The organism is Actinotalea endophytica (genome assembly GCF_025717005.1).
Classification (GTDB): Bacteria; Actinomycetota; Actinomycetes; order Actinomycetales; family Cellulomonadaceae; genus Actinotalea.
Window position 1 is genome coordinate 545,513 of record NZ_JAOVZU010000001.1, and the last position, 18,726, is coordinate 564,238.

Below are 18,726 nucleotides of genomic sequence, written 5' to 3' on the forward strand. Positions count from 1 at the left end.
CGCCCGTGCGGTCGGGCCGGCGGCCGGGCGGATGGCACAGTGATGCCATGACAGTGACCGCGCCGGTGCTCGTGCGCTACGGAGCCGAGCACGCCGACCAGTTCGCCGAGCTGACCATGCCGGCCGGCCCGCCGCGCGGCGTCGTGGTGCTGGTGCACGGCGGGTTCTGGCGGGTCCCGCACGGCCTCGCGGGGGCCCGGCCGCTCGCGGCCGACCTGGCTCACCGGGGGTGGGTCGCGTGGAACCTCGAGTACCGCCGGGTCGGTGACGGCGGCGGCACTCCCGCCACCTTCGACGACCTCGCCGCCGGGATCGACGCGCTGCGCCCGGCCGCCGAGCAGCACGGCTTCGGGCTCGACACGGTCCTCGCCCTCGGCCACTCCGCGGGTGGGCACCTCGCCACCTGGGCCGCCTCCCGCACCCGCCACGAGCGCTGGGCACGCGACGGCGCGGTCCGGCTCACCGGTGTCGTGGCGCAGGCAGCGGTGCTCGACCTGGTCGCCGCGGCCGAGCTCGGCGGTGGCGCCGCCGGACAGCTCCTGGGCCACGCGCCCGGGGCCGGCGACGCGCCCTACGACCCGATCCGGCAGGTACCGCTGGACGTCCCGGTCCGCTGCGTGCACGGCCGGGCCGACGACCTGGTCCCGCCGTCCCAGTCCGGCGACTACGTGGCGGCGGCGCGGGCGGGCGGCGCCGAGGCGACCCTGAGCCTGGTCGACGGCGGCCACTTCGACGTGATCGACGTCGACCACCCCGCGTGGCGCACCCAGGTCTGGGCCCTGCAGTCCCTCGTCGAGCCGGATGCCGCCGTCCGGCGGTTCCTGGTGCGCGGCCGGCTCGAGACCCTGCCGCGGCGGCAGACGGACCGGGACGCGGTGCTCGCCTGGGTCGCGACGCGGGTCACCGCGGTGCACGAGCCGGTGACCGAGCGCGAGCTCACCGGCCGGCTCGCCGGGTTCGTCCGTGACCCGGTCGGGGTCCGGCGAGAGCTGGTCGAGGCGGGCCTGGTCTCCCGGACCCGGGACGGCGCGGAGTACTGGCGCACCCGGGTCACCGACCTCGACGGGCTCGGCGCGGTGGACGCGATCGACGCTGCGCTCGCCGACGGTGGGGACTGATCCGCCGCGATTACCCGCCCTAAGTCCCTTCAAACATCCGGATCCGACCGACATCCTGGGGCCCATGCTCATCGTCGTGCTAGGGGCCACCGGTTTCCTCAGCAGCACCGTCGTGGACGCGGCTCTCGCCGCCGGACACGACGTGGTTGCCGTCTCCCGCGGCAACAAGGGCGAGCCCCCGCCCGGGACCACCTGGGTCCGGGCCGACCGGGACGACGTCGCGTCGCTCTCCGCCGCGATGGCGCCGTTCATCGACAAGGTCGACTCGGTGATCGACTGCAGCGGGTTCACCGTCGAGGGCGCGATCGCCGCCGCCGCGGTGTTCAAGAAGGTCCCGCACTACGTGTACGTGTCCAGCATCAGCGCCTACCGGAACTGGCCGCCCGGCCCGATCCAGGGCGAGGACGACGAGCTGATGCACCCCGACGACGACCTCACCCAGTACGGCCCGATGAAGGCCGAGAGCGAGCGCATCCTGCGCGCGGCGCTCGGCAAGCGGCTCCTCGCCGTGCGCGCCGGCATCATCATCGGCCCCGGTGACGACACGAACCGCCTGACCACCTGGCTGCACCGGATCGCGACGGAGGAGTGGGTCGGCGTCCCGGCGGCGCGTTCCCAGCCGATCGCGGTGATCGACGTCCGCGACCTGGCCGCCTGGATGGTCACGGCCGCCGAGGAGCTGGTGATCGGTCCGATCAACGCGACCGGCCCGGCCGGGATGTGCACGTTCGGGGAGATGCTCGAGGCCTGCGCGGACGCCGTGCGCTCGACGGGTCGCGAGCCGGCCCGGTTCGCGAACCTGCACGACGCCGAGATGCGCGAGGCCGGCGTCAAGCCGTGGACCGACATGCCGTTCGTCCTGCCGGGCGACGTCGCGCACACCGTGTGGCAGGTCGACACCGCACGGGCGCGCGAGCTCGCCATGCCGGTGCGTCCGATCGGCGAGTCGGTCGCCGACACCTGGGCCTGGCAGGTGCGGGCCAACCTCAGCCACCCGCGGGTTCCCGCGGTGGTGCGTGAGCTGACCGAGCGCCGGGCCGCCAAGGAGATGGCCAAGGAGACCGAGGCCGCGACCACGGCCTGAGACCGAGCCGACCAGGGCGGGACAACGGCGTCCCGCCCTGTCGGTGTGCCTGCGGGTGGCGAGCCTCTGCGGCCGCGTGCTCGCGCGGGCGTGGTCCTGGCGACCGGGAACGGACGCCGGTCAGACGGCTCCGGGGAAGCCGAGCTGGCGCCACGCCTCGTACATCCCCACGGCTGCGGCGTTCGAGAGGTTCATCGACCGACGGCCCGGCAGCATCGGGATCCGCACCTGGCCGGTCACCCGGGGGTGCTCGCGGACGTCGTCGGGCAGGCCGGTGGGCTCGGGCCCGAAGAGCAGCGCGTCGCCGTCGCGCCAGTCGACGGCGGTGTGCCGGAGCGTGGCCTGGGCGCTGAAGGCCCAGATGCGTGCGTCGGGCAGTGCGTCGAGCAGCGCGTCGAGCCCCGGGTGCACGCGCACCTGGGCGAGGTCGTGGTAGTCGAGCCCGGCGCGGCGCAGCCGCGGCTCGTCGAGCTCGAAGCCGAGCGGTTCGACCAGATGCAGCGTCGCACCGGTGCCGGCGACCGTCCGGATCGCGTTGCCGGTGTTGCCGGCGATCCGGGGCTCGAAGAGCACGATGTGGAGCATCCGCCGAGTCTGCCAGGTGTCCCGGCGCGGTCCCTCTTGCGGGCCGTGCCGCTCGCCGGTCGCCGCATGGACGGGGCAGTGGACGGGGCCGCGGACGGGGTGTGACGTACCCGTACGGGGCTTCATGACCTTGGTCCCTGGAACCCTCAGCGCTGACGGCGAACCGTGAGGAGGAACACGGCGAGGAGGCGTCCAATGGCGGACGACACGCGCATCATGCTCCCCCAGGGGCTTGACCGGCTGATCGAGGTGCTGGAGGGGCGCGGGTACGCGGTGGTAGCACCCACGGTGCGGACCGGGGCGGTCTCGCTCGCCGAGGTGCACGGCGCGGACGACCTGCCGTGGGGCGTCGGGGACGAGCAGGAGGCGGGCCGGTACCGGCTCACCGAGCGCGACGACGGCAAGGTCTTCGCGCAGGCCGCAGCGGCGCCCGGGATGAAGGCGACGCTGTTCCCGCCGGACGAGCTGATCTGGCGCGGCAGGCGCAGTGGATCGCAGTTCGAGGTGACCGACACGGGCGTCGACCACGTCCGCCCGACGGCTTTCCTCGGCGTGCGGGGCTGCGACCTGCGGGCCCTGGCCCAGCACGACCGGGTGCTCGCCGGGCGTGCGTTCCCCGACGCGCGCTACGTGCGGCGCCGTGAGGGCGCCTTCATCGCGGCCGTGACCTGCACCGACCCGGGCGGCACCTGTTTCTGCACCTCGATGGGCGGCGGGCCGCACCCGGAGTCCGACTACGACCTCGCGCTCACCGAGCTGAGCGACCCGCACCGGTTCGTCGTCGAGGTCGGCACGGACCTCGGCGCCGAGGTGCTCGCGGAGGTCGACACCGTGCCCGCGACGGCCGACGACGAGGCCGCGGTGACCACCGCGGTGGCCGAGGCGACCATGCGGATGGGCCGCACGATGGACACCGACGGGCTGCGCGACCTGCTGTACGCCGCCGCGGAGAGCCCGGTCTGGGACGACGTCGGCAACCGGTGCCTGACCTGCATGAACTGCACGATGGTGTGCCCGACCTGCTTCTGCACCACGGTCCAGGACGTGTCGGTGCTCGGCAGCGCCGACGCCGAGCGGCGCCGGGTCTGGGACTCGTGCTTCTCCGAGGAGTTCGCCCACATCCACGGCGGCAGCCTGCGGACCGAGGTCCGCTCGCGGTACCGGCAGTGGCTGACCCACAAGCTCGCCGCGTGGCAGGACCAGTTCGACGCGCTCGGCTGCGTCGGCTGCGGCCGGTGCATCACCTGGTGCCCGGTGGGCATCGACCTGACCGCGGAGGTCGCGAAGATCCGCGCCTCGGCGGGGATCCCGGTGGCGGGAGGCATGCGATGACCACGACCCTGGACCGCCCGGGCCACTCGGTGCGCGACCACATGACGCCGTCGCGGTACCGGATCAGCCGGACGCGGCAGGACACCCGGGACACCTTCACGGTCGTCCTCGAACCGGTCGACGGCCCGATGCTGCACTACAAGGCCGGTCAGTTCACGATGCTCGACGCGTTCGGGGTCGGCGAGGTCCCGATCTCGATCAGCGGGGACCCGACCAGGCCCGGACCGCTCGAGCACACCATCCGGGACGTCGGCGCGGTCACCCACGCGCTGATCGCCGCGCCGCGCGGCGCGGTGCTCGGCGTGCGTGGCCCGTACGGCACGTCGTGGGACGTCGCCGACGGTGAGGGCGGTGACGTCGTCGTGGTCGCCGGCGGCATCGGTCTCGCTCCGCTGCGGCCCGCGCTGATGGAGATCGTCGCGCACCGCGAGCGGTACGGCCGGGTCGTGCTCCTGTACGGCGCTCGCACGCCGGAGGACATCCTGTTCGGCGACGAGCTGCGCAGCTGGGCACGCGACCGCGGCGTCGTCGTCGAGGTGACCGTCGACAACGGCCAGCACGCGTGGCGCGGCAAGGTCGGCCTGGTCACCAACCTCGTGCCGCGCGCCGGCTTCGACCCGCACGCGACGCTCGCCCTGGTCTGCGGCCCGGAGGTGATGATGCGCTCCGCGGCCCAGGCGCTCGTGGCGCGCGGCGTGCCGGGCGACCGGGTCCGGCTGTCGCTGGAGCGGAGCATGAAGTGCGGTGTCGGCCTGTGCGGCCACTGTCAGATCCGTGAGCTGTTCGCGTGCGTGGACGGGCCGGTGCTCGGCTACGACCGGCTCGCGCCCCTGCTGAGCATCCGGGAGCTGTGATGTTCGACGAGTCCCTGAGGTCGGCTGCACCGCCCAAGCTCGCGGTGTGGAAGTTCGCGTCCTGCGACGGCTGCCAGCTCAGCCTGCTCAACTGCGAGGAGGAGCTGCTCGCGGTCGCCGGCGCGGTGTCCATCGCCTACTTCCCGGAGGCGACCCGGGCCCAGGTCGAGGGGCCCTACGACGTGTCCCTCGTCGAGGGGTCGGTGACCACGCCGGAGGAGATCGAGCGGATCGGCCAGATCCGGGAGATGTCCAAGGTGGTCGTCACGCTCGGCGCCTGCGCGACGGCCGGCGGCATCCAGGCGTTGCGCAACTTCGCCGACGTGGCCGAGTTCCGGTCCGTGGTCTACGCGCACCCGGAGTACCTGTCCACGCTCGCCCGGTCGACGCCGATCTCGGCGCACGTGTCGGTCGACTACGAGCTGCGGGGCTGCCCGATCGACAAGGGCCAGCTCGTCGAGCTGCTCGGCGCGCTGGTGGAGCACCGCACGCCGCGGATCTCGACGTACAGCGTGTGCGCGGAGTGCAAGCGGCGCGGCAACACCTGCGTCATGGTCGCGCACGGGACACCGTGCCTCGGGCCGGTCACCCAGGCCGGCTGCGGCGCCCTGTGCCCCGCGTTCGAGCGCGGGTGCTACGGCTGCTTCGGCCCGCAGAACACGCCGAACACGGCGTCGCTCACCGACCACCTGGTGCGCACCGGCATGCCGCCGCAGGCCGCGATGCGGGTCTACCGGACGTTCAACGCCGCGTCGGAGCCGTTCCGGCGGGAGAGCGAGCGCCAGGAACGGGCGATGGCTGCGAGCGGGACGGGGGTCAAGCGATGAGCTCAGGTGTCTCCGAGCGGACCCAGACGCTCCAGGTCGGCATGCTGGCCCGCGTCGAGGGCGAGGGTGGCCTGCACGTCGAGATCCGAGACGGTCACGTCACCGACGTCGAGCTGCGGATCTTCGAGCCGCCGCGGTTCTACGAGGCGTTCCTGCGCGGCCGGGCGTTCACCGAGCCGCCTGACATCACCGCGCGGATCTGCGGCATCTGCCCGGTGGCCTACCAGTTCAGCTCCTGCATGGCGATCGAGGACGTCTGCGGGGTCACGGTGCCCGAGCACATCGGCGCGATGCGCCGGCTGCTGTACTGCGGCGAGTGGATCGAGAGCCACGCGCTGCACATGTACCTGCTGCACGCACCGGACTTCCTCGGCTACCCGGGCGCGATCGAGATGGCCGCCGACCACCCCGACGTCGTGGCCCGCGGGCTGCGGCTGAAGAAGACCGGCAACGACCTGATGGACCTGGTCGGCGGCCGGTCGGTGCACCCGATCAACGTCAAGGTCGGCGGCTTCTACCACCGGCCGAAGGCGGCCGAGCTGCACGCGTTCCGCCCGGCCTTGGAGCAGGCGCTCGAGGACGCGGTGGCGACCGTGCGGCTGGTCTCGACGTTCGACTTCCCGGACCTCGAGCAGACCGTCCCGTACCTGTCGCTGCGCCCGTCGACCGGCTACCCGATCGAGGCCGGCGACGTGGTCACCACGCTCGGTGACGTGTGGCCGGTGCGGGACTTCCGCGAGCACCTCGCCGAGCTGCACGTGCCGCACTCGACGGCGCTGCACTCGACGCTGGACGGGGAGCCGTACGTGGTCGGGCCGCTCGCCCGGTACACGCTGAACCACGACCGGCTCTCGCCGCTGGCGAAGGAGCTCGCGCACGAGGCGGGCCTCGGCCCGACCTGCCGGAACCCCTTCCGGTCGCTCGTGGTGCGCGCCGTCGAGCTGGTCGAGGCCATCGTGGAGGCCCTGCGGATCATCGACGCGTGGGTCGACGGGGTCTCGGCGTCGGTGCCGGTCGAGCCGCGCGCGGGGATGGGCTTCGGGGCCACCGAGGCGCCGCGCGGCGTGCTGTTCCACCGGTACGCGCTCGACGACGACGGCACGATCCTGGACGCCCAGATCATGCCGCCGACCGCGCAGAACCAGCCGAGCATCGAGGCCGACCTGCGCGAGCTCGCGGAGCGGTGGGTGGCGGTGGGCGACCACGACCTCACGCACCGCTGCGAGCAGGCGATCCGGAACTACGACCCGTGCATCTCCTGCTCGGTGCACGACCTGGACATCCGCATCGACCGGCACTGAGCGGACGCCGGCACGCACCACCGGCCCTGACCCGGACCGACCGGTCCCGGTCAGCCCAGCCCGGCCCGGCCCGGCCCCTGCCCGGCGGGGCCGGGCTGCTGCGGGGCTCGGTCAGTCGCGTCCGGCCCGGTCCCGGATGCCGCGCAGCATGCGCTGGGTCATCAGCCAGCTGATCCAGGAGACCGGGAGCACGAGCCCGGGCGCCCAGCTGACGCGGTAGGCGTAGCGCTCGCGGACCAGGAGCCGCGTGCCGCCGTCACGCGGTTCGACGACGAAGGCCCAGGAGAAGTCGTACGGCGGTGCGTCGTCCTCGTCGTCGGGGTCGAGGGGCCCGGCGCCGAACAGCACCAGCGCGGCGTCCGGCTCGACGATCGCGGCGGCCAGCGGCACGCCCTCGGCGAGGTTCACCGGGTCGCCGACGGCGAGGTCCTGCCACTCGGGCACGATCCGGTCCGAGGAGTGGATCTCGAGCCCGAGCAGGTTCTCCAGGACGTCGTAGGAGTAGAACCCCGCTCGGCCCTGGCCGAGCTGCACGAGCCACGGCCAGACCGCGGCCGGCGGCGCGTCGATGTCGATCGCGCGCGTGGCGACCAGGTCGGGCACCGGGACGAGGCCGTCGCCGGGCAGGGTCCTGATCCGCTCGGTCGCGGTCGCCCCGCAGCCGAGCTGGGCGCGATGAGCCGCACGGACCAGCGGGACGAGGGCGGCGGCGCCGGCGACGGTGAGCAGGACGGGGCGGATGCGCATGCGGCTAGCCAAGCGCGCGGGGCGCCGCGGCGCGAGGGTCGAGGGGCCTACGGTGGGTCGGTGAGCACTCTGCCCGCCTACCTCCCTGCCGCCGACCGCTACGACGCCATGGCCGCCGCGGGTGGGTACCGCCGCTGCGGGCGCAGCGGCCTCCTGCTGCCGCCGCTGTCGCTCGGCCTCTGGCACAACTTCGGCGAGACCAAGCCGTACGAGACGCAACGGGCGACGCTGCGCCGCGCGTTCGACCTCGGGATCACGCACCTGGACCTGGCGAACAACTACGGCCCGCCGTACGGCGCCGCGGAGGAGGCGTTCGGCCGGGTGATGGCGGCCGACCTGCGGCCCTACCGCGACGAGCTGGTGATCTCCACCAAGGCGGGCTACGACATGTGGCCCGGGCCGTACGGTGACGGCGGGTCGCGCAAGTACCTGCTGCGCTCGCTCGAGCAGTCGCTGACCCGGATGGGTCTGGACCACGTCGACATCTTCTACTCCCACCGGCCCGACCCCCTGACCCCGCTCGAGGAGACCGTCGGGGCCCTGCTCACCGCGGTCGCGCAGGGCAAGGCGCTCTACGTCGGCATCTCGAACTACCCGGCGTCCCTGACCCGCCGGGTGGCCCAGATGCTGGCCGCGGAGGGCGTTCGGCTGCTGGTCCACCAGCCGCGCTACTCCATGCTGGACCGCGCGCTCGAGCAGGTCGCGGACGGGGAGTCGGAGCCGCTGCTCGAGGCGGTCGGGGAGCTCGGCGTCGGGGTCGCCGTCTTCAGCCCGCTCGCCCAGGGCCTGCTCACCGAGCGCTACCTGGACGGTGTGCCGGACGACTCGCGCGCCGCGGTCGGACACTTCCTGCGCTCCGAGCGGATCACGCCCGAGTACCTCTCGATGGTCCGCGGTCTGCGCGAGGTCGCGCAGGCACGCGGTCAGAGCGTGGCGCAGCTGGCGCTGTCCTGGGTCCTGCGCGACCCGCGGGTGACCACCGCGATCATCGGTGCCTCGAGCGTCCGGCAGCTCGAGGACAACGTCGCCGCGCTCGCTGCGCCGCCGTTGTCCGACGACGAGCTCGAGCGGATCGACACCCTGCTCGCGGGCTCGTGACACCGATGCCCGGCCGCGAACCGACACCCGACCCGACGCGCGACCCGGTCTCCGGCCGGACCGGACACGTCGCATGGCACACGTGGGGCTCCGGTCCCGGAGTGCCGGTGGTGCTGCTGCACGGCGTCACCGACGACGGCCTGTGCTGGGGGCCGTTCGCGCCCGGCTGGGCGCAGGGCCGTCGCGTCGTCGCGGTCGACGCGCGCGGCCACGGTGACACGCCCCTCGGCGAGCCCCCGTTCACGATCACGGCGCTCGCGGCCGACGTCGCGGCCGTGATCCGGGCCGAGCTCGGCGGCGGACCGGCCGTCGTGGTCGGGCACTCGATGGGTGGGCTGGTCGCCGAGGAGCTCGCGATCGCCGAACCGGCGCTCGTCGCCGCCCTGGTCCTCGAGGACCCGGCGTGGCGGGCGGACCCGGACGTGGACCGGACCGGCGGACCCGCCCACCTGAACGAGGCGATCCGGATGAACGCGGCACGCACCGTCGAGGACCTGCTCGAGCTGGCGCCGGTGTGGAACCCGCAGTGGCCGGTGGCCGAGCTGGCGCCGTGGGCGCGGTCGAAGACCCGGGTGGACCCGCGGCTGGCCGACACGCCCCAGGTCTGGGACGCACGGGACTGGCCCGCGGTCCTGGACCAGGTGCGGGTGCCGGTCACCCTCCTGGTCGGCGACCCGGTGCTCGGCGCGATCGTCGACGAGCCGCAGGTCGAGGCGGTCGCCGCGCCGCTCGGTGACCGGTTGACCGTGGTGCACGCCGCGGCGGGTCACAACGTGCGACGTGAGGCGCCCGCGGTGGTGGACGCCGCGGTGCGCCGCGTCCTCGCGCTGGCCGACGCGGTGCGCTGAGACTCGCCGCGGTCAGACGTGGTCGCGCCAGGAGTGCTCGGGCGCGTACCCGATCAGGTCGCGGGCCGCGTCGATCCCGAGCAGGGTCTCGTTGCCGACCAGCTCGCGGGTCAGCGGGACGTCCGGGAAGACCTCGGCCATCAGGTCGGCGGAGGGCCGCGCCATGATCGTGTCCGCCGCGGCGATGATGACGTTGTGGGACCCGCTGGTCTCCCGCTCCAGGCCCAGGCGGCAGGCGAGCGCGACGTCGCGCACGTCCACGTAGCCCCACAGGTTCCAGCGCCGCTTCTGTGCGTCGTCCTGGTACCCGGGCACCGCCGCGTAGTCCTCGACCGTGTGGATGTTGGACAGCCGTAGACCGACGAACGGGATCCCGGACCATCCGCTGATCAGCTCCGCGGCCTGCTCGCCGAGCACCTTCGACAGGGCGTAGGTGCTGTTCGGGACCGGGAAGTGGGCCTCGTCGACCGGCGCGTAGCGTGGCGGCACGTCGAACGGCAGGCCCAGGGTGGTCTCGCTGGAGGCCCAGACGACCTTGCGCAGCCCGAGGGTCTTCGCGGCGAGGAACATGTGGTGGTTGGCGGCCACGTTGACGTCCAGCGTCCGCGCGTCCGGGTAGCGCCCGTCCGACGGGATGTTGCCCAGGTGGATCACGGCGTCCACGCCCTCGAGGACCTCGACGGTCTGGCCGTGGTCGGTGAGGTCGGCGAGCATCAGCGGGGTGCCCAGGACCTCCACGGCGTCCGGCCCGGCCCGGCCCACCAGGTCGGTCGCCCGCACCTGGTACCCGTGTGCGAGCAGGTCCGCGACCACTGCTCGTCCGGCCTTGCCCCATGCCCCTGTGACCGCGATCGTCTCCATGGCTCCATCCTGCCCGTGGGGTGTGCGGCGTGCTCGGGGTACGGGGACCGAACCTGGCCGACCGCGGACTCCGGACCGCGGACTCCGGACCGCGGACTCCGGACCGCGCACCCGGCGCGGGCCCGGGTGCCGGGACGCGCTCGGGCCCGGGCCCCGGACCGCACGGACCGGCCCACGGTCGTAGGCTCCGTGGTCGATGAGCGACGTGAACGCCGAGCGTGCCGCCGGCCCGGCCGCACCCGACCCGCGACGGTGGAAGGCCCTCAGCGTCGCCCTCACCGCAGGGTTCATGACCCTGCTCGACGTGAGCATCGTCAACGTCGCCCTACCGTCGATCCGCGAGGCGCTCGGCGCCTCCGACGCCGCGCTGCAGTGGATCGTCTCCGGCTACGCGTTGAGCTTCGGCCTGGTGCTCGTGGCGTCCGGCCGGCTCGGCGACGCGCGGGGCCGCCGGACGATGTTCGTCGCGGGCGTCGCCGTGTTCACCCTGGCCAGCCTCACCGGTGGGCTGGCGCCGGCCGCCGGGTGGCTGGTCGCCGCACGGCTCGCCCAGGGTGTCGGTGGCGGCATGATCAACCCCCAGGTCTCCGGGTTGATCCAGCAGCTGTTCAGCGGCGCGGAGCGGGGCCGGGCCTTCGGCCGGCTCGGCACCACGATCGGGATCTCCACGGCGGTCGGCCCGGTGCTCGGCGGGGTGATCCTGGCCGCGATGGGCCCCGAGCACGGCTGGCGCTGGGTGTTCCTGGTCAACCTTCCTGTGGGTCTGCTCACCATCGTCCTGGCCCGGTGCTACATCGACCCCGTGCGGGACCCCGAGCCCGCGCACGACCTCGACCCCTGGGGTGCGCTGCTGCTCGGCGTCGGCGTCGTCGGGGTGCTCTGGCCGCTGGTCTCCGAGGAGTGGGCTCCGGTCGACGCGGCCGTGCTCGCGGCGGGCGTGGTCGGTCTCGCGGCGTTCCTCTGGTGGGAGCGGCGCCAGGAGCGCCGCGGCCGGGTGCCGATGGTGCGGCCGTCGCTGTTCGCGCGGCAGGGCTTCGCCGCGGGTGCGTTGCTCGGGATGGTCTACTTCTCCGGCTTCACCGGGCTGTTCTTCGTGCTGACGTTGTACCTGCAGAGCGGCCTCGGCTACAGCCCGCTGCAGGCCGGGCTCACGATCACGCCGTTCGCGCTCGGGTCCGCGGTGACCGCCGCGGTCGGCGGTCGGCTGGTCAGCCGGATGGGCCGGTGGGTCGTGGTGGTCGGGCTCGTGGTGGTCGCGGTCGGCCTGGTCGCGACCGCCCTGGTGTTCGCCGCGGACCCCGGCGACGTGATCGGCTGGTGGCTGGTCGGGCCGCTGCTGGTCGCGGGGCTGGGCAGCGGGTTCGTGGTCTCGCCGAACGTGACCCTCACGCTCGAGCACGTCCCGGTGGCCCAGGCCGGCACGGCCGGCGGGGTGCTGAACACCGGTCAGCGGCTCGGGACCGCCGCAGGCGTCGCGCTCGTCGGTGCGCTGTACTTCCGCGGGGTCGCCGCCGGTGACGCCACGACCGCCGCGGTCCACGGTCTGGTGACGACCGTCGCGCTGGTCACGGCTGCCCTCGTGGTGGCGGTCGTCGACGTGGTCCAGCGCGGCCGCACCGACTGACCGGCACTCGACCGTCGGCGGGTGCCGGTCGACCGGTCCGGGGGCCCGCCCGACCGGCACCGAGGCGCCGGCCGGGCGGTCGGGTCAGCGGATGCCCTGGAAGCCGAACCGGAACTCGAGGTCGCCGGCGGGCAGCCGGAACTCCGGGTGCGGCTCGGCGCCCCACGAGTCGTCCCCGCCGACCCCGCGTCGCTGCAGCGCCGGGCGCAGGACGGTGTGCTGCACGGGTGGCAGGTCCACCGCGTGGCGGGCGTTCTCGACCTCGAACGGTGTCCACGGCAGCGCGGAGAGCTCCATGCCCTCGGCGCAGTCCAGCCGCAGGCCGGCGCCGCGATCGTCGGTGACGGTCGCCCAGCGCACCCCCGTGTGGCTGCCGGACTCCTGCGGCCGCATGTAGGTCGTGAGCTGGTCGGCGACGTCGGCGTCGTAGACCCCGAGGCGGGCGCCGTTGCGCCGGTCGACATAGCTCTCCGCCGGGCCGTCGCCGTACCAGCGGAGCCGGTGGAGGTCCGCATCGACCGTGAGCAGCATGCCGAGCTCGGGCAGGTCGGGCAGTCCCTCGCCCGGCCGCAGGTGCACGGTGACCTCCACGTGGCCGCCGCCGTCCACGCGGTAGGTGACGTCGCACTCGGTGGCGGGCGCGGTGGGCAGCTCGTAGGCGTACCGGATCTCGACCGCGTCCTCGCCGATCTCGACCGCGGGCACCGGCTGCCCGGGGCGAGGCCGGCGGTACCGGCTGGCCAGCAGCCACGGGCCGTCCCGGAACGGCATGCCCCACCCGCGCTCGTTCGACGTCGGTGCGTGCCAGAAGCTCGGGTAGGGGATGTCGCGCAGCAGCTCGTGCCCGCCGTCCGGGGTCAGGCCGAACCGGTAGGACACCAGCCCGCCGTGCAGCCTGGAGAACAGCGCGGTGAAGTGCTGCCCCCGGACCCCGACGTTGTGCGTGGACTCGATCACCTCGGGAGCCGCGGCCGGCACCCGACGAGCGGGGCGCGTGCCCGCCACGGTGAGCACCTCCTGCTGCCAGGCCACCTCGTGGCCCGCGGGGGCCCAGGCGGTCGCCTCCGCCAGCCGGAACGAGACGTCGACGGTGTACTCGCCGGGCGTCCGGGGCAGCTCCAGCGGCAGCGGGTAGGACCGCGTGGCCTGCGGCGCGACGTCCGTGTCCAGCCGGACCTCGCGCACCGTCACGCCCTCGCGGGCGAGGCGCACCACGCAGTCCAGGTGCGCCGTGCCGGTGAAGAGCTGACGGTTGTCGACCTCGACGGAGTCGTTGGTGACCGCGATCCGCAGCGGCTGGTAGAGGTAGCGAACCTCCTGCAGCGCCGGGGTCGGTGTGCGGTCGGCGAACACGATGCCGTTCGCGCTGAACTCGTAGTCGGCCGGTCGGTCGCCGAAGTCGCCGCCGTAGCCGGCGAACGTCCGCCCGTGCCGGTCGGTCGTGACCAGCGTCTGGTCGGCGAAGTCCCAGATGAAGCCGCCCTGGAACAGTGGGTCCTGGTAGGCGAGGTCGAGGTACTTGTCCACGGCCCCGAACGAGTTGCCCATCGAGTGCGCGTACTCGCACAGCACGTAGGGCTTGTCGCGGTGGGTGCTCAGGTACTCCTCGATCTCGGTGGCCGGCGCGTACATCCGGCTGACCACGTCCGTGGTGTCCGGGTAGCGCGGGTCCCAGTGCACGCCCTCGTAGTGCACCGGCCGGGTGTCGACCGAACGGAACCAGTCCGCCACGTCGGCGATGTTCTTCCCGCCGAACGACTCGTTGCCGCAGGACCACATCACGACGCACGCGTGGTTCTTGTCCCGCTCGACCGTGCTCGCCGCCCGGTCCATGAGGGTGGCGCGCCACTCCGGACGGTCGCCCGGCAGGGCCCGGGCCACGGTCAGCTCACCGCGGGCGACCTTGTCCCACATCCCGTGCGACTCGAGGTTCATCTCGTCGATCACGTAGAGGCCGTAGCGGTCGCACAGGTCGTAGAAGACCGAGCTGTTCGGGTAGTGGCTGGTCCGCACCGAGTCGATCCCGGCCGCCTTCATCAGCCGGATGTCCGCCTCGATCAGCTCGGCGGACATCACCCGGCCCTGCGGGCCGAACTCGTGACGGTTGACGCCCTTGAAGACGATCCGCTGCCCGTTGATCCGCAGCAGGCCGTCCTCGATGCCGAACCGCCGCACGCCGACCTTCTGCGGGACGACCTCGGTCACCGCGCCCTGGGCGTCGAGCACCTCGATCCGCAGGTCGTACAGGTACGGGTCCTCCGCGCTCCACAGCCGAGGCGCGGTGAGGTCGACGCCGAGGTCCCCGTCACCGAGGTCGGCGAGGTCGCCCACGCCGACCAGCGTCGCGCGCACCGAGCCGGGGCCGGCGAGCGCGGTGCTCAGCGTCACCCGGGCCGAGCCGAGGTCGTCGGCCACCTCGGTGCGGACCCGCAGGTCCTCGAGGTGCGTGGCGGGGCGGCGGTGCAGCACGACGTCACGGAACAGCCCGGAGAACCGGAAGAAGTCCTGGTCCTCGATCCAGGAGGCCGCGCTGAAGCGGACCACCTGGACCGCGAGCGCGTTCTCGCCGTCCACCAGGGCCGGGGTCAGGTCGAACTCGGACGGGGTGAACGAGTCGGTCGCGTAGCCGATCCAGGTCCCGTTGAGCCAGACCGCGAGCGCGCTCTCCGCACCGTGGAAGACGATCGTGAGGCGCTCACCCGGGCCGAGCGGCTCGTCGAGCGTGAAGGTGGTGCGGTAGCCCGCGACCTGGTTCTCCCGGGTGGGCACCTGCCCGGGCTGGACGTCCGCGAGGCCGTCCCACGGGTACTGCACGTTGACGTACTGCGGCCGGCCGTAGCCGTGCAGCTGCAGGTGCCCCGGGACCGGGATGTCGTCCCAGCCGCTGGTGTCGAGCCCGGGCTGCTCCCAGCCGGGCAGAACCTGCGACGGGTTCTTCGCGTGGTGCAGCTTCCACAGCCCGTTGAGGCAGGTCTCCAGGCTGCTGCTGCCGCCGGCGACCTCCTCGGCGGTGCGGAAGCAACGGTGGTCGGAGTGAGCCGGCAACCGGTTCTCCGACACGTAGGTGGGGTCGGCGACCCGGGCGATGTCGAACGTCACTTGATGGCTCCCGTGATGCCCTCGGCGAAGCTGCGCTGCAGGATGAGGAAGATGACCATGGCCGGGAGCGACGCGATGAGCACGGCGAGCATCAGCATCCCGTAGTCGGTCACGTAGCCGGCCCTGATGTTGGACAGCAGGATCGGCAGGGTCTGGTACTCGTTGCTGATCAGGATCACCTTGGGCCACAGGAAGTTGTTCCAGGCAGTCATGAAGGTGATCACCGCGGCGGCCGCGAACGTCGGCCGCATGGTGGGCAGGTAGATCCGGGCGAAGATCGCGAGCTCCTTGAGCCCGTCCAGGCGTGCGGCCTCGATGATCTCCCGCGGGAACGACCGCGACGCCTGCCGGAACAGCAGGATCAGGAACGGTGTCGAGATCGCCGGCAGGATCACCGCGAGGGGCGAGTTCACCATGCCGAGGTCGGCGAAGAGGCGGAACAGCGGGATCATCGTCGCCGCGAACGGGATCATCACTGCGAGCAGCAGGAACCCCATCAGCCGGTCCTTGGCCCGGGTGTGGTAGACCTCGAAGCCGTACCCGGCGATCGAGGTGATCACGACCGCGAGCACGGTGGTGCTCACGGCGATGACCGTCGAGTGCCAGACGGACGACCAGAGCGGCTGCTGCGTCACGAGCGACTCGAAGTTCGCCATCAGGTTCGACCCGGGGATCAGGCGGGAGGCGAGCACGTCCTGACTCGTGTTGGTCGCCGAGACGGCCATGTAGTAGAGCGGGAAGACCGACGCGAGGGCCGCGAATCCCAGGAACAGGTAGCCGGGCAGCCGGCGCAGGCGCCTAGTCACGTGTGTCTCCGATCTTGATCTGGGCGGCTGCCAGGATCGCGACCAGGATGAGGATCACGTAGGAGATGGCAGCGGCGTACCCGAAGTTCGGGCTGTTCCGGAACGACACGTTGTACAGGTAGTGCGAGATGGTCATCGACGTGTTGCCCGGACCGCCGTTGGTCAGGTTGTAGGACTCGTCGAACAGCTGCAGGGTCCCGTTGGTCGACATGATCGCGGTGAGCAGGATCATCGGCTTGAGCTGCGGGATCGTGACGTACCAGAAGGTCTTCGCCGGGCCGGCGCCGTCGATCTTGGCCGCCTCCAGGGTCGAGCGTTCGATCGTCTGGAGCCCGGCGAGGTAGAAGATCATGTTGTACCCGGTCCAGCGCCACAGCAGGCCGAGGATGATGACCATCCGGGCCGACCAGGTCTGGCCGAGCCAGTTGACCGGGCTGTCCAGGAACCCGAGGGCCATGCCGATGTCGTTGACCAGGCCGTCGGTGGCGAACATCGTCCGGAACACCAGGGCGTAGGAGACCAGGCCCACGGCGCTCGGCAGGAAGATCGCGGTCCGCCACAGGCCCTTGAACCGCAGGTTCGGGTCGTTCAGCAGGTTCGCCAGGATCAGGGCCATCCCGAGCATGATCGGGACCTGGATGATCAGGTAGATGAAGGTGGTCGTCAGGGTCTGCTTGAGGATCTCGTCGTCGAGCATCCGCTGGTAGTTCAGCCACAGCGGGTCGGCGAACGACAGGTCCCTGCCGCGCCCGGTCTGCAGCGACAGGATCGCCGCCTGGATCATCGGCCAGAAGCTCATCAGCAGGATGACGAGCGAGGCCGGGATGAGGAACGTCCAGCCGGTCAGGCTGCGACGCCGCTCGAGGCCGGTGGACGTGCTCGGTGGACGGGAGCGCCGTCGCGAGGTCTTTCCCGGAGAGGTCGACGGTGTGGCACCGACCTCGGCCGGCACGGCTGGACGTGACACGGGTGCACCTTCCCTCGGTGGTCGGCTCGAGAGCCCGGTGGTGGGGGTCCGGTTCGTCGGGACCCCCACCACCGGCCTGGGGCGTCAGCCGCCCATCGCGAACTCGACGGTCTGCTGCGCCTCCTCGAGGGCAGCGGACGGGTCGGTGCCGTTCAGGATCGCGGTGATGGCGACGCCCACCGCGTCACGGGCTTCGTAGTAGTAGACGCCCGTGTTGTTGCTGGGCACCTTGGTGGCGAAGTCCACGACCAGGGCGTAGATCGCCTGGCCGCCGTAGAACTCCTGCGGCTCGGCGTACACGGCCGACTGACCGGCCGGGATCCAGTTGGCCAGTGCGCCGGACGCCGGGAGGATCGTGTCGTACAGCTCGGTCGAGCCGGCGAACGTCGAGTTCAGGAAGTCGGCCGCGAGCGCGTAGTCGGCGTTCGAGCTGATCGCCCAGGACGACCCACCGTTCGCGCTGTAGTTGGTCGCGCCGGCGACGCCGTCGAGCTTCGGCAGGTTGGTGACCGCCCACAGACCCGACTGGTCGGGTGCACTCTGGATGGACGCCGAGATCCACACGCCGTTGATCACGCCGGCGGTGTTCGAGTTCACGATCGTGTTGATGTACTCGTCCCACGAGTTGACCTCGACCAGGACGCCGGACTTGACGAGCCGGGTGTAGACGTCGATCGCCGCGTTGAGCGCGTCGTTGTCGGTGATGGTCGGGTTGCCCGCGTCGTCGAACAGGCTCGCGCCGGCACTCTGCAGCATCATCATGATCAGGTCGGTGGAGCCGGCCTGGCCGGTGAGCATCGGCTGGCCGGTCTTGGCCAGGACGTCCTCACCGAGGGTGATGAACTGGTCCCAGGTGATGTCGGTGAAGTCGTCGACCGTGTAGCCCGCGTCGGCGAGGATGTCGGTGCGGACCGCCTGGATCGCGGTGCCGTTGTCGAACGGCAGACCGTAGTTCACGCCGTCAACGGTGGAGTAGGCGACGACCGAGTCGGGGAACTGGCTGAAGTCGACGCCCGAGTCGGTGTAGTCCGAGAACAGGTCGGGGTAGTTGACGACGTTCTTCTGGTACGCGTTGTTCTGCATCAGGAAGATGTCCGGCAGCTGGTCGAGCTGGTTGGACTGGGCCAGCGTCGTCAGGTTCGTCTGCAGGTCGTCCCACGAGACCTCGGTGATGTCGAGCGAGAAGTCCGGGTGGTCCTGCTGGTAGATCTTCTCGGCGGCCTGCATCGCGTAGATGTTGAAGTTGGGGTCCCAGCACCAGACGGAGAGGGTGCCGCCGCCGCTCGCCGAGCTGCTGGACCCGCTGGTGTCGTCACCACCGCCGCTGCTGCTGCTGGAGCAGGCACTGAGCGCGGCAGCGAGCGTGAGGACCGCTGCTCCCGCCGTGAACTTCCGGAACGTGGTCATCTGAACCCCTTCTGTCACCAACCTCATCGAGGTCGGGGCGACCTCGATGCCCCACGGCGTCCGGCCCTCACCCTTCCGGGTGCCGACCGACGACCTCCGCGTCGTTGCGGCCGGGTGGGTCCGGAGCGCGTTGCACCGACTCCCTTGTGGTGCCTCGCCGCTCTCCGA

The 18,726-nt window shown here is 72.3% G+C and carries 16 protein-coding genes; 9 read left to right on the forward strand and 7 right to left on the reverse strand.

Annotated features, from left to right (window positions below; genetic code table 11):
* Nucleotides 1-47 precede the first annotated feature (47 nt).
* Together OEB99_RS02695 and OEB99_RS02700 are read left to right on the forward strand one after the other, a co-directional pair.
* Nucleotides 48-1,118, forward strand: coding sequence for a DUF2087 domain-containing protein (locus tag OEB99_RS02695; protein ID WP_263508142.1), 1,071 nt, complete (start codon nt 48-50; stop codon nt 1,116-1,118).
* Nucleotides 1,119-1,182: 64 nt separating this feature from the next.
* The gene (locus tag OEB99_RS02700; RefSeq protein ID WP_263508144.1) at nt 1,183-2,202 is read left to right on the forward strand and encodes an NAD-dependent epimerase/dehydratase family protein; all 1,020 of its coding nucleotides are present in this window, start codon (nt 1,183-1,185) and stop codon (nt 2,200-2,202) included.
* A 120-nt stretch (nt 2,203-2,322) separates the two neighbouring features.
* On the opposite strand, the gene OEB99_RS02705 is transcribed toward OEB99_RS02700, so the two are convergent.
* A complete protein-coding gene (locus OEB99_RS02705) occupies nt 2,323-2,787 on the reverse strand; it encodes a tRNA (cytidine(34)-2'-O)-methyltransferase (RefSeq protein WP_263508146.1) in 465 nt (154 codons plus the stop codon).
* Nucleotides 2,788-2,982: 195 nt separating this feature from the next.
* Between OEB99_RS02705 and OEB99_RS02710 the strand changes: the two genes are divergently transcribed.
* Genes OEB99_RS02710 through OEB99_RS02725 form a run of 4 tightly spaced genes read left to right on the forward strand, consistent with a single transcriptional unit; the run spans nt 2,983 to nt 7,101 of the window.
* On the forward strand, nt 2,983-4,119 hold the full coding sequence (locus OEB99_RS02710) for a 4Fe-4S dicluster domain-containing protein (RefSeq protein WP_263508148.1): 1,137 nt from the start codon (nt 2,983-2,985) through the stop codon (nt 4,117-4,119).
* Nucleotides 4,116-4,973 (forward strand): FAD/NAD(P)-binding protein, encoded by an 858-nt coding sequence (locus OEB99_RS02715; RefSeq protein ID WP_263508149.1) that lies wholly within the window; start codon nt 4,116-4,118, stop codon nt 4,971-4,973. The genes OEB99_RS02710 and OEB99_RS02715 overlap by 4 nt, the downstream gene beginning before the upstream one ends.
* A complete protein-coding gene (locus OEB99_RS02720) occupies nt 4,973-5,800 on the forward strand; it encodes an NADH-quinone oxidoreductase subunit B family protein (RefSeq protein ID WP_263508150.1) in 828 nt (275 codons plus the stop codon). Before OEB99_RS02715 ends, OEB99_RS02720 begins: the two co-directional genes overlap by 1 nt.
* The gene (locus OEB99_RS02725) at nt 5,797-7,101 is read left to right on the forward strand and encodes a Ni/Fe hydrogenase subunit alpha (RefSeq protein ID WP_263508151.1); all 1,305 of its coding nucleotides are present in this window, start codon (nt 5,797-5,799) and stop codon (nt 7,099-7,101) included. Before OEB99_RS02720 ends, OEB99_RS02725 begins: the two co-directional genes overlap by 4 nt.
* Nucleotides 7,102-7,212: 111 nt before the next feature.
* Here the strand turns inward: OEB99_RS02725 and OEB99_RS02730 are convergent, their stop codons facing one another.
* Nucleotides 7,213-7,848: an SRPBCC family protein gene (locus OEB99_RS02730; RefSeq protein WP_263508152.1), complete on the reverse strand. Its 636-nt coding sequence runs from the start codon at nt 7,846-7,848 to the stop codon at nt 7,213-7,215.
* 60 nt (nt 7,849-7,908) lie between these two features.
* Between OEB99_RS02730 and OEB99_RS02735 the strand changes: the two genes are divergently transcribed.
* Together OEB99_RS02735 and OEB99_RS02740 are read left to right on the forward strand one after the other, a co-directional pair.
* Nucleotides 7,909-8,946 carry an aldo/keto reductase gene (locus OEB99_RS02735; protein ID WP_411910643.1) on the forward strand — a complete coding sequence of 346 codons (1,038 nt, stop codon included), beginning with the start codon at nt 7,909-7,911 and terminating at the stop codon, nt 8,944-8,946.
* Between the two features lie 107 nt (nt 8,947-9,053).
* Nucleotides 9,054-9,794, forward strand: a complete 741-nt coding sequence (locus OEB99_RS02740; RefSeq protein WP_263508154.1) for an alpha/beta fold hydrolase — start codon at nt 9,054-9,056, stop codon at nt 9,792-9,794.
* Between the two features lie 12 nt (nt 9,795-9,806).
* Here OEB99_RS02740 and OEB99_RS02745 read toward each other — a convergent pair whose 3' ends face one another.
* Entirely contained in the window at nt 9,807-10,655 is an 849-nt protein-coding gene (locus OEB99_RS02745) for an NAD-dependent epimerase/dehydratase family protein (protein ID WP_263508155.1), read from the reverse strand.
* A 196-nt stretch (nt 10,656-10,851) separates the two neighbouring features.
* Between OEB99_RS02745 and OEB99_RS02750 the strand changes: the two genes are divergently transcribed.
* Complete coding sequence (locus OEB99_RS02750) at nt 10,852-12,279, forward strand: MFS transporter (RefSeq protein ID WP_263508157.1); 1,428 nt, start codon at nt 10,852-10,854, stop codon at nt 12,277-12,279.
* Between the two features lie 84 nt (nt 12,280-12,363).
* Here the strand turns inward: OEB99_RS02750 and lacZ are convergent, their stop codons facing one another.
* The 4 genes from lacZ to OEB99_RS02770 all read right to left on the reverse strand — a co-directional run bounded on the left by lacZ (nt 12,364) and on the right by OEB99_RS02770 (nt 18,558).
* Nucleotides 12,364-15,378, reverse strand: coding sequence for a beta-galactosidase, LacZ type (gene lacZ, locus OEB99_RS02755; RefSeq protein WP_263508158.1), 3,015 nt, complete (start codon nt 15,376-15,378; stop codon nt 12,364-12,366).
* On the reverse strand, nt 15,375-16,184 hold the full coding sequence (locus OEB99_RS02760; RefSeq protein ID WP_263508160.1) for a carbohydrate ABC transporter permease: 810 nt from the start codon (nt 16,182-16,184) through the stop codon (nt 15,375-15,377). Before OEB99_RS02760 ends, lacZ begins: the two co-directional genes overlap by 4 nt.
* The gene (locus tag OEB99_RS02765; RefSeq protein WP_263508163.1) at nt 16,177-17,151 is read right to left on the reverse strand and encodes a carbohydrate ABC transporter permease; all 975 of its coding nucleotides are present in this window, start codon (nt 17,149-17,151) and stop codon (nt 16,177-16,179) included. Before OEB99_RS02765 ends, OEB99_RS02760 begins: the two co-directional genes overlap by 8 nt.
* Nucleotides 17,152-17,235: 84 nt before the next feature.
* The gene (locus OEB99_RS02770; protein ID WP_263508165.1) at nt 17,236-18,558 is read right to left on the reverse strand and encodes an ABC transporter substrate-binding protein; all 1,323 of its coding nucleotides are present in this window, start codon (nt 18,556-18,558) and stop codon (nt 17,236-17,238) included.
* Nucleotides 18,559-18,726: the final 168 nt, after the last annotated feature.

Bases quoted from the DNA above. Each gene is read 5' to 3' on its own strand.
- OEB99_RS02695 (WP_263508142.1), top strand. From the start codon at position 48: ATGACAGTGACCGCGCCGGTGCTCGTGCGCTACGGAGCCGAGCACGCC.
- OEB99_RS02700 (WP_263508144.1), top strand. From the start codon at position 1,183: ATGCTCATCGTCGTGCTAGGGGCCACCGGTTTCCTCAGCAGCACCGTC.
- OEB99_RS02705 (WP_263508146.1), bottom strand. From the start codon at position 2,787: ATGCTCCACATCGTGCTCTTCGAGCCCCGGATCGCCGGCAACACCGGC.
- OEB99_RS02710 (WP_263508148.1), top strand. From the start codon at position 2,983: ATGGCGGACGACACGCGCATCATGCTCCCCCAGGGGCTTGACCGGCTG.
- OEB99_RS02715 (WP_263508149.1), top strand. From the start codon at position 4,116: ATGACCACGACCCTGGACCGCCCGGGCCACTCGGTGCGCGACCACATG.
- OEB99_RS02720 (WP_263508150.1), top strand. From the start codon at position 4,973: ATGTTCGACGAGTCCCTGAGGTCGGCTGCACCGCCCAAGCTCGCGGTG.
- OEB99_RS02725 (WP_263508151.1), top strand. From the start codon at position 5,797: ATGAGCTCAGGTGTCTCCGAGCGGACCCAGACGCTCCAGGTCGGCATG.
- OEB99_RS02730 (WP_263508152.1), bottom strand. From the start codon at position 7,848: ATGCGCATCCGCCCCGTCCTGCTCACCGTCGCCGGCGCCGCCGCCCTC.
- OEB99_RS02745 (WP_263508155.1), bottom strand. From the start codon at position 10,655: ATGGAGACGATCGCGGTCACAGGGGCATGGGGCAAGGCCGGACGAGCA.
- OEB99_RS02750 (WP_263508157.1), top strand. From the start codon at position 10,852: ATGAGCGACGTGAACGCCGAGCGTGCCGCCGGCCCGGCCGCACCCGAC.
- OEB99_RS02770 (WP_263508165.1), bottom strand. From the start codon at position 18,558: ATGACCACGTTCCGGAAGTTCACGGCGGGAGCAGCGGTCCTCACGCTC.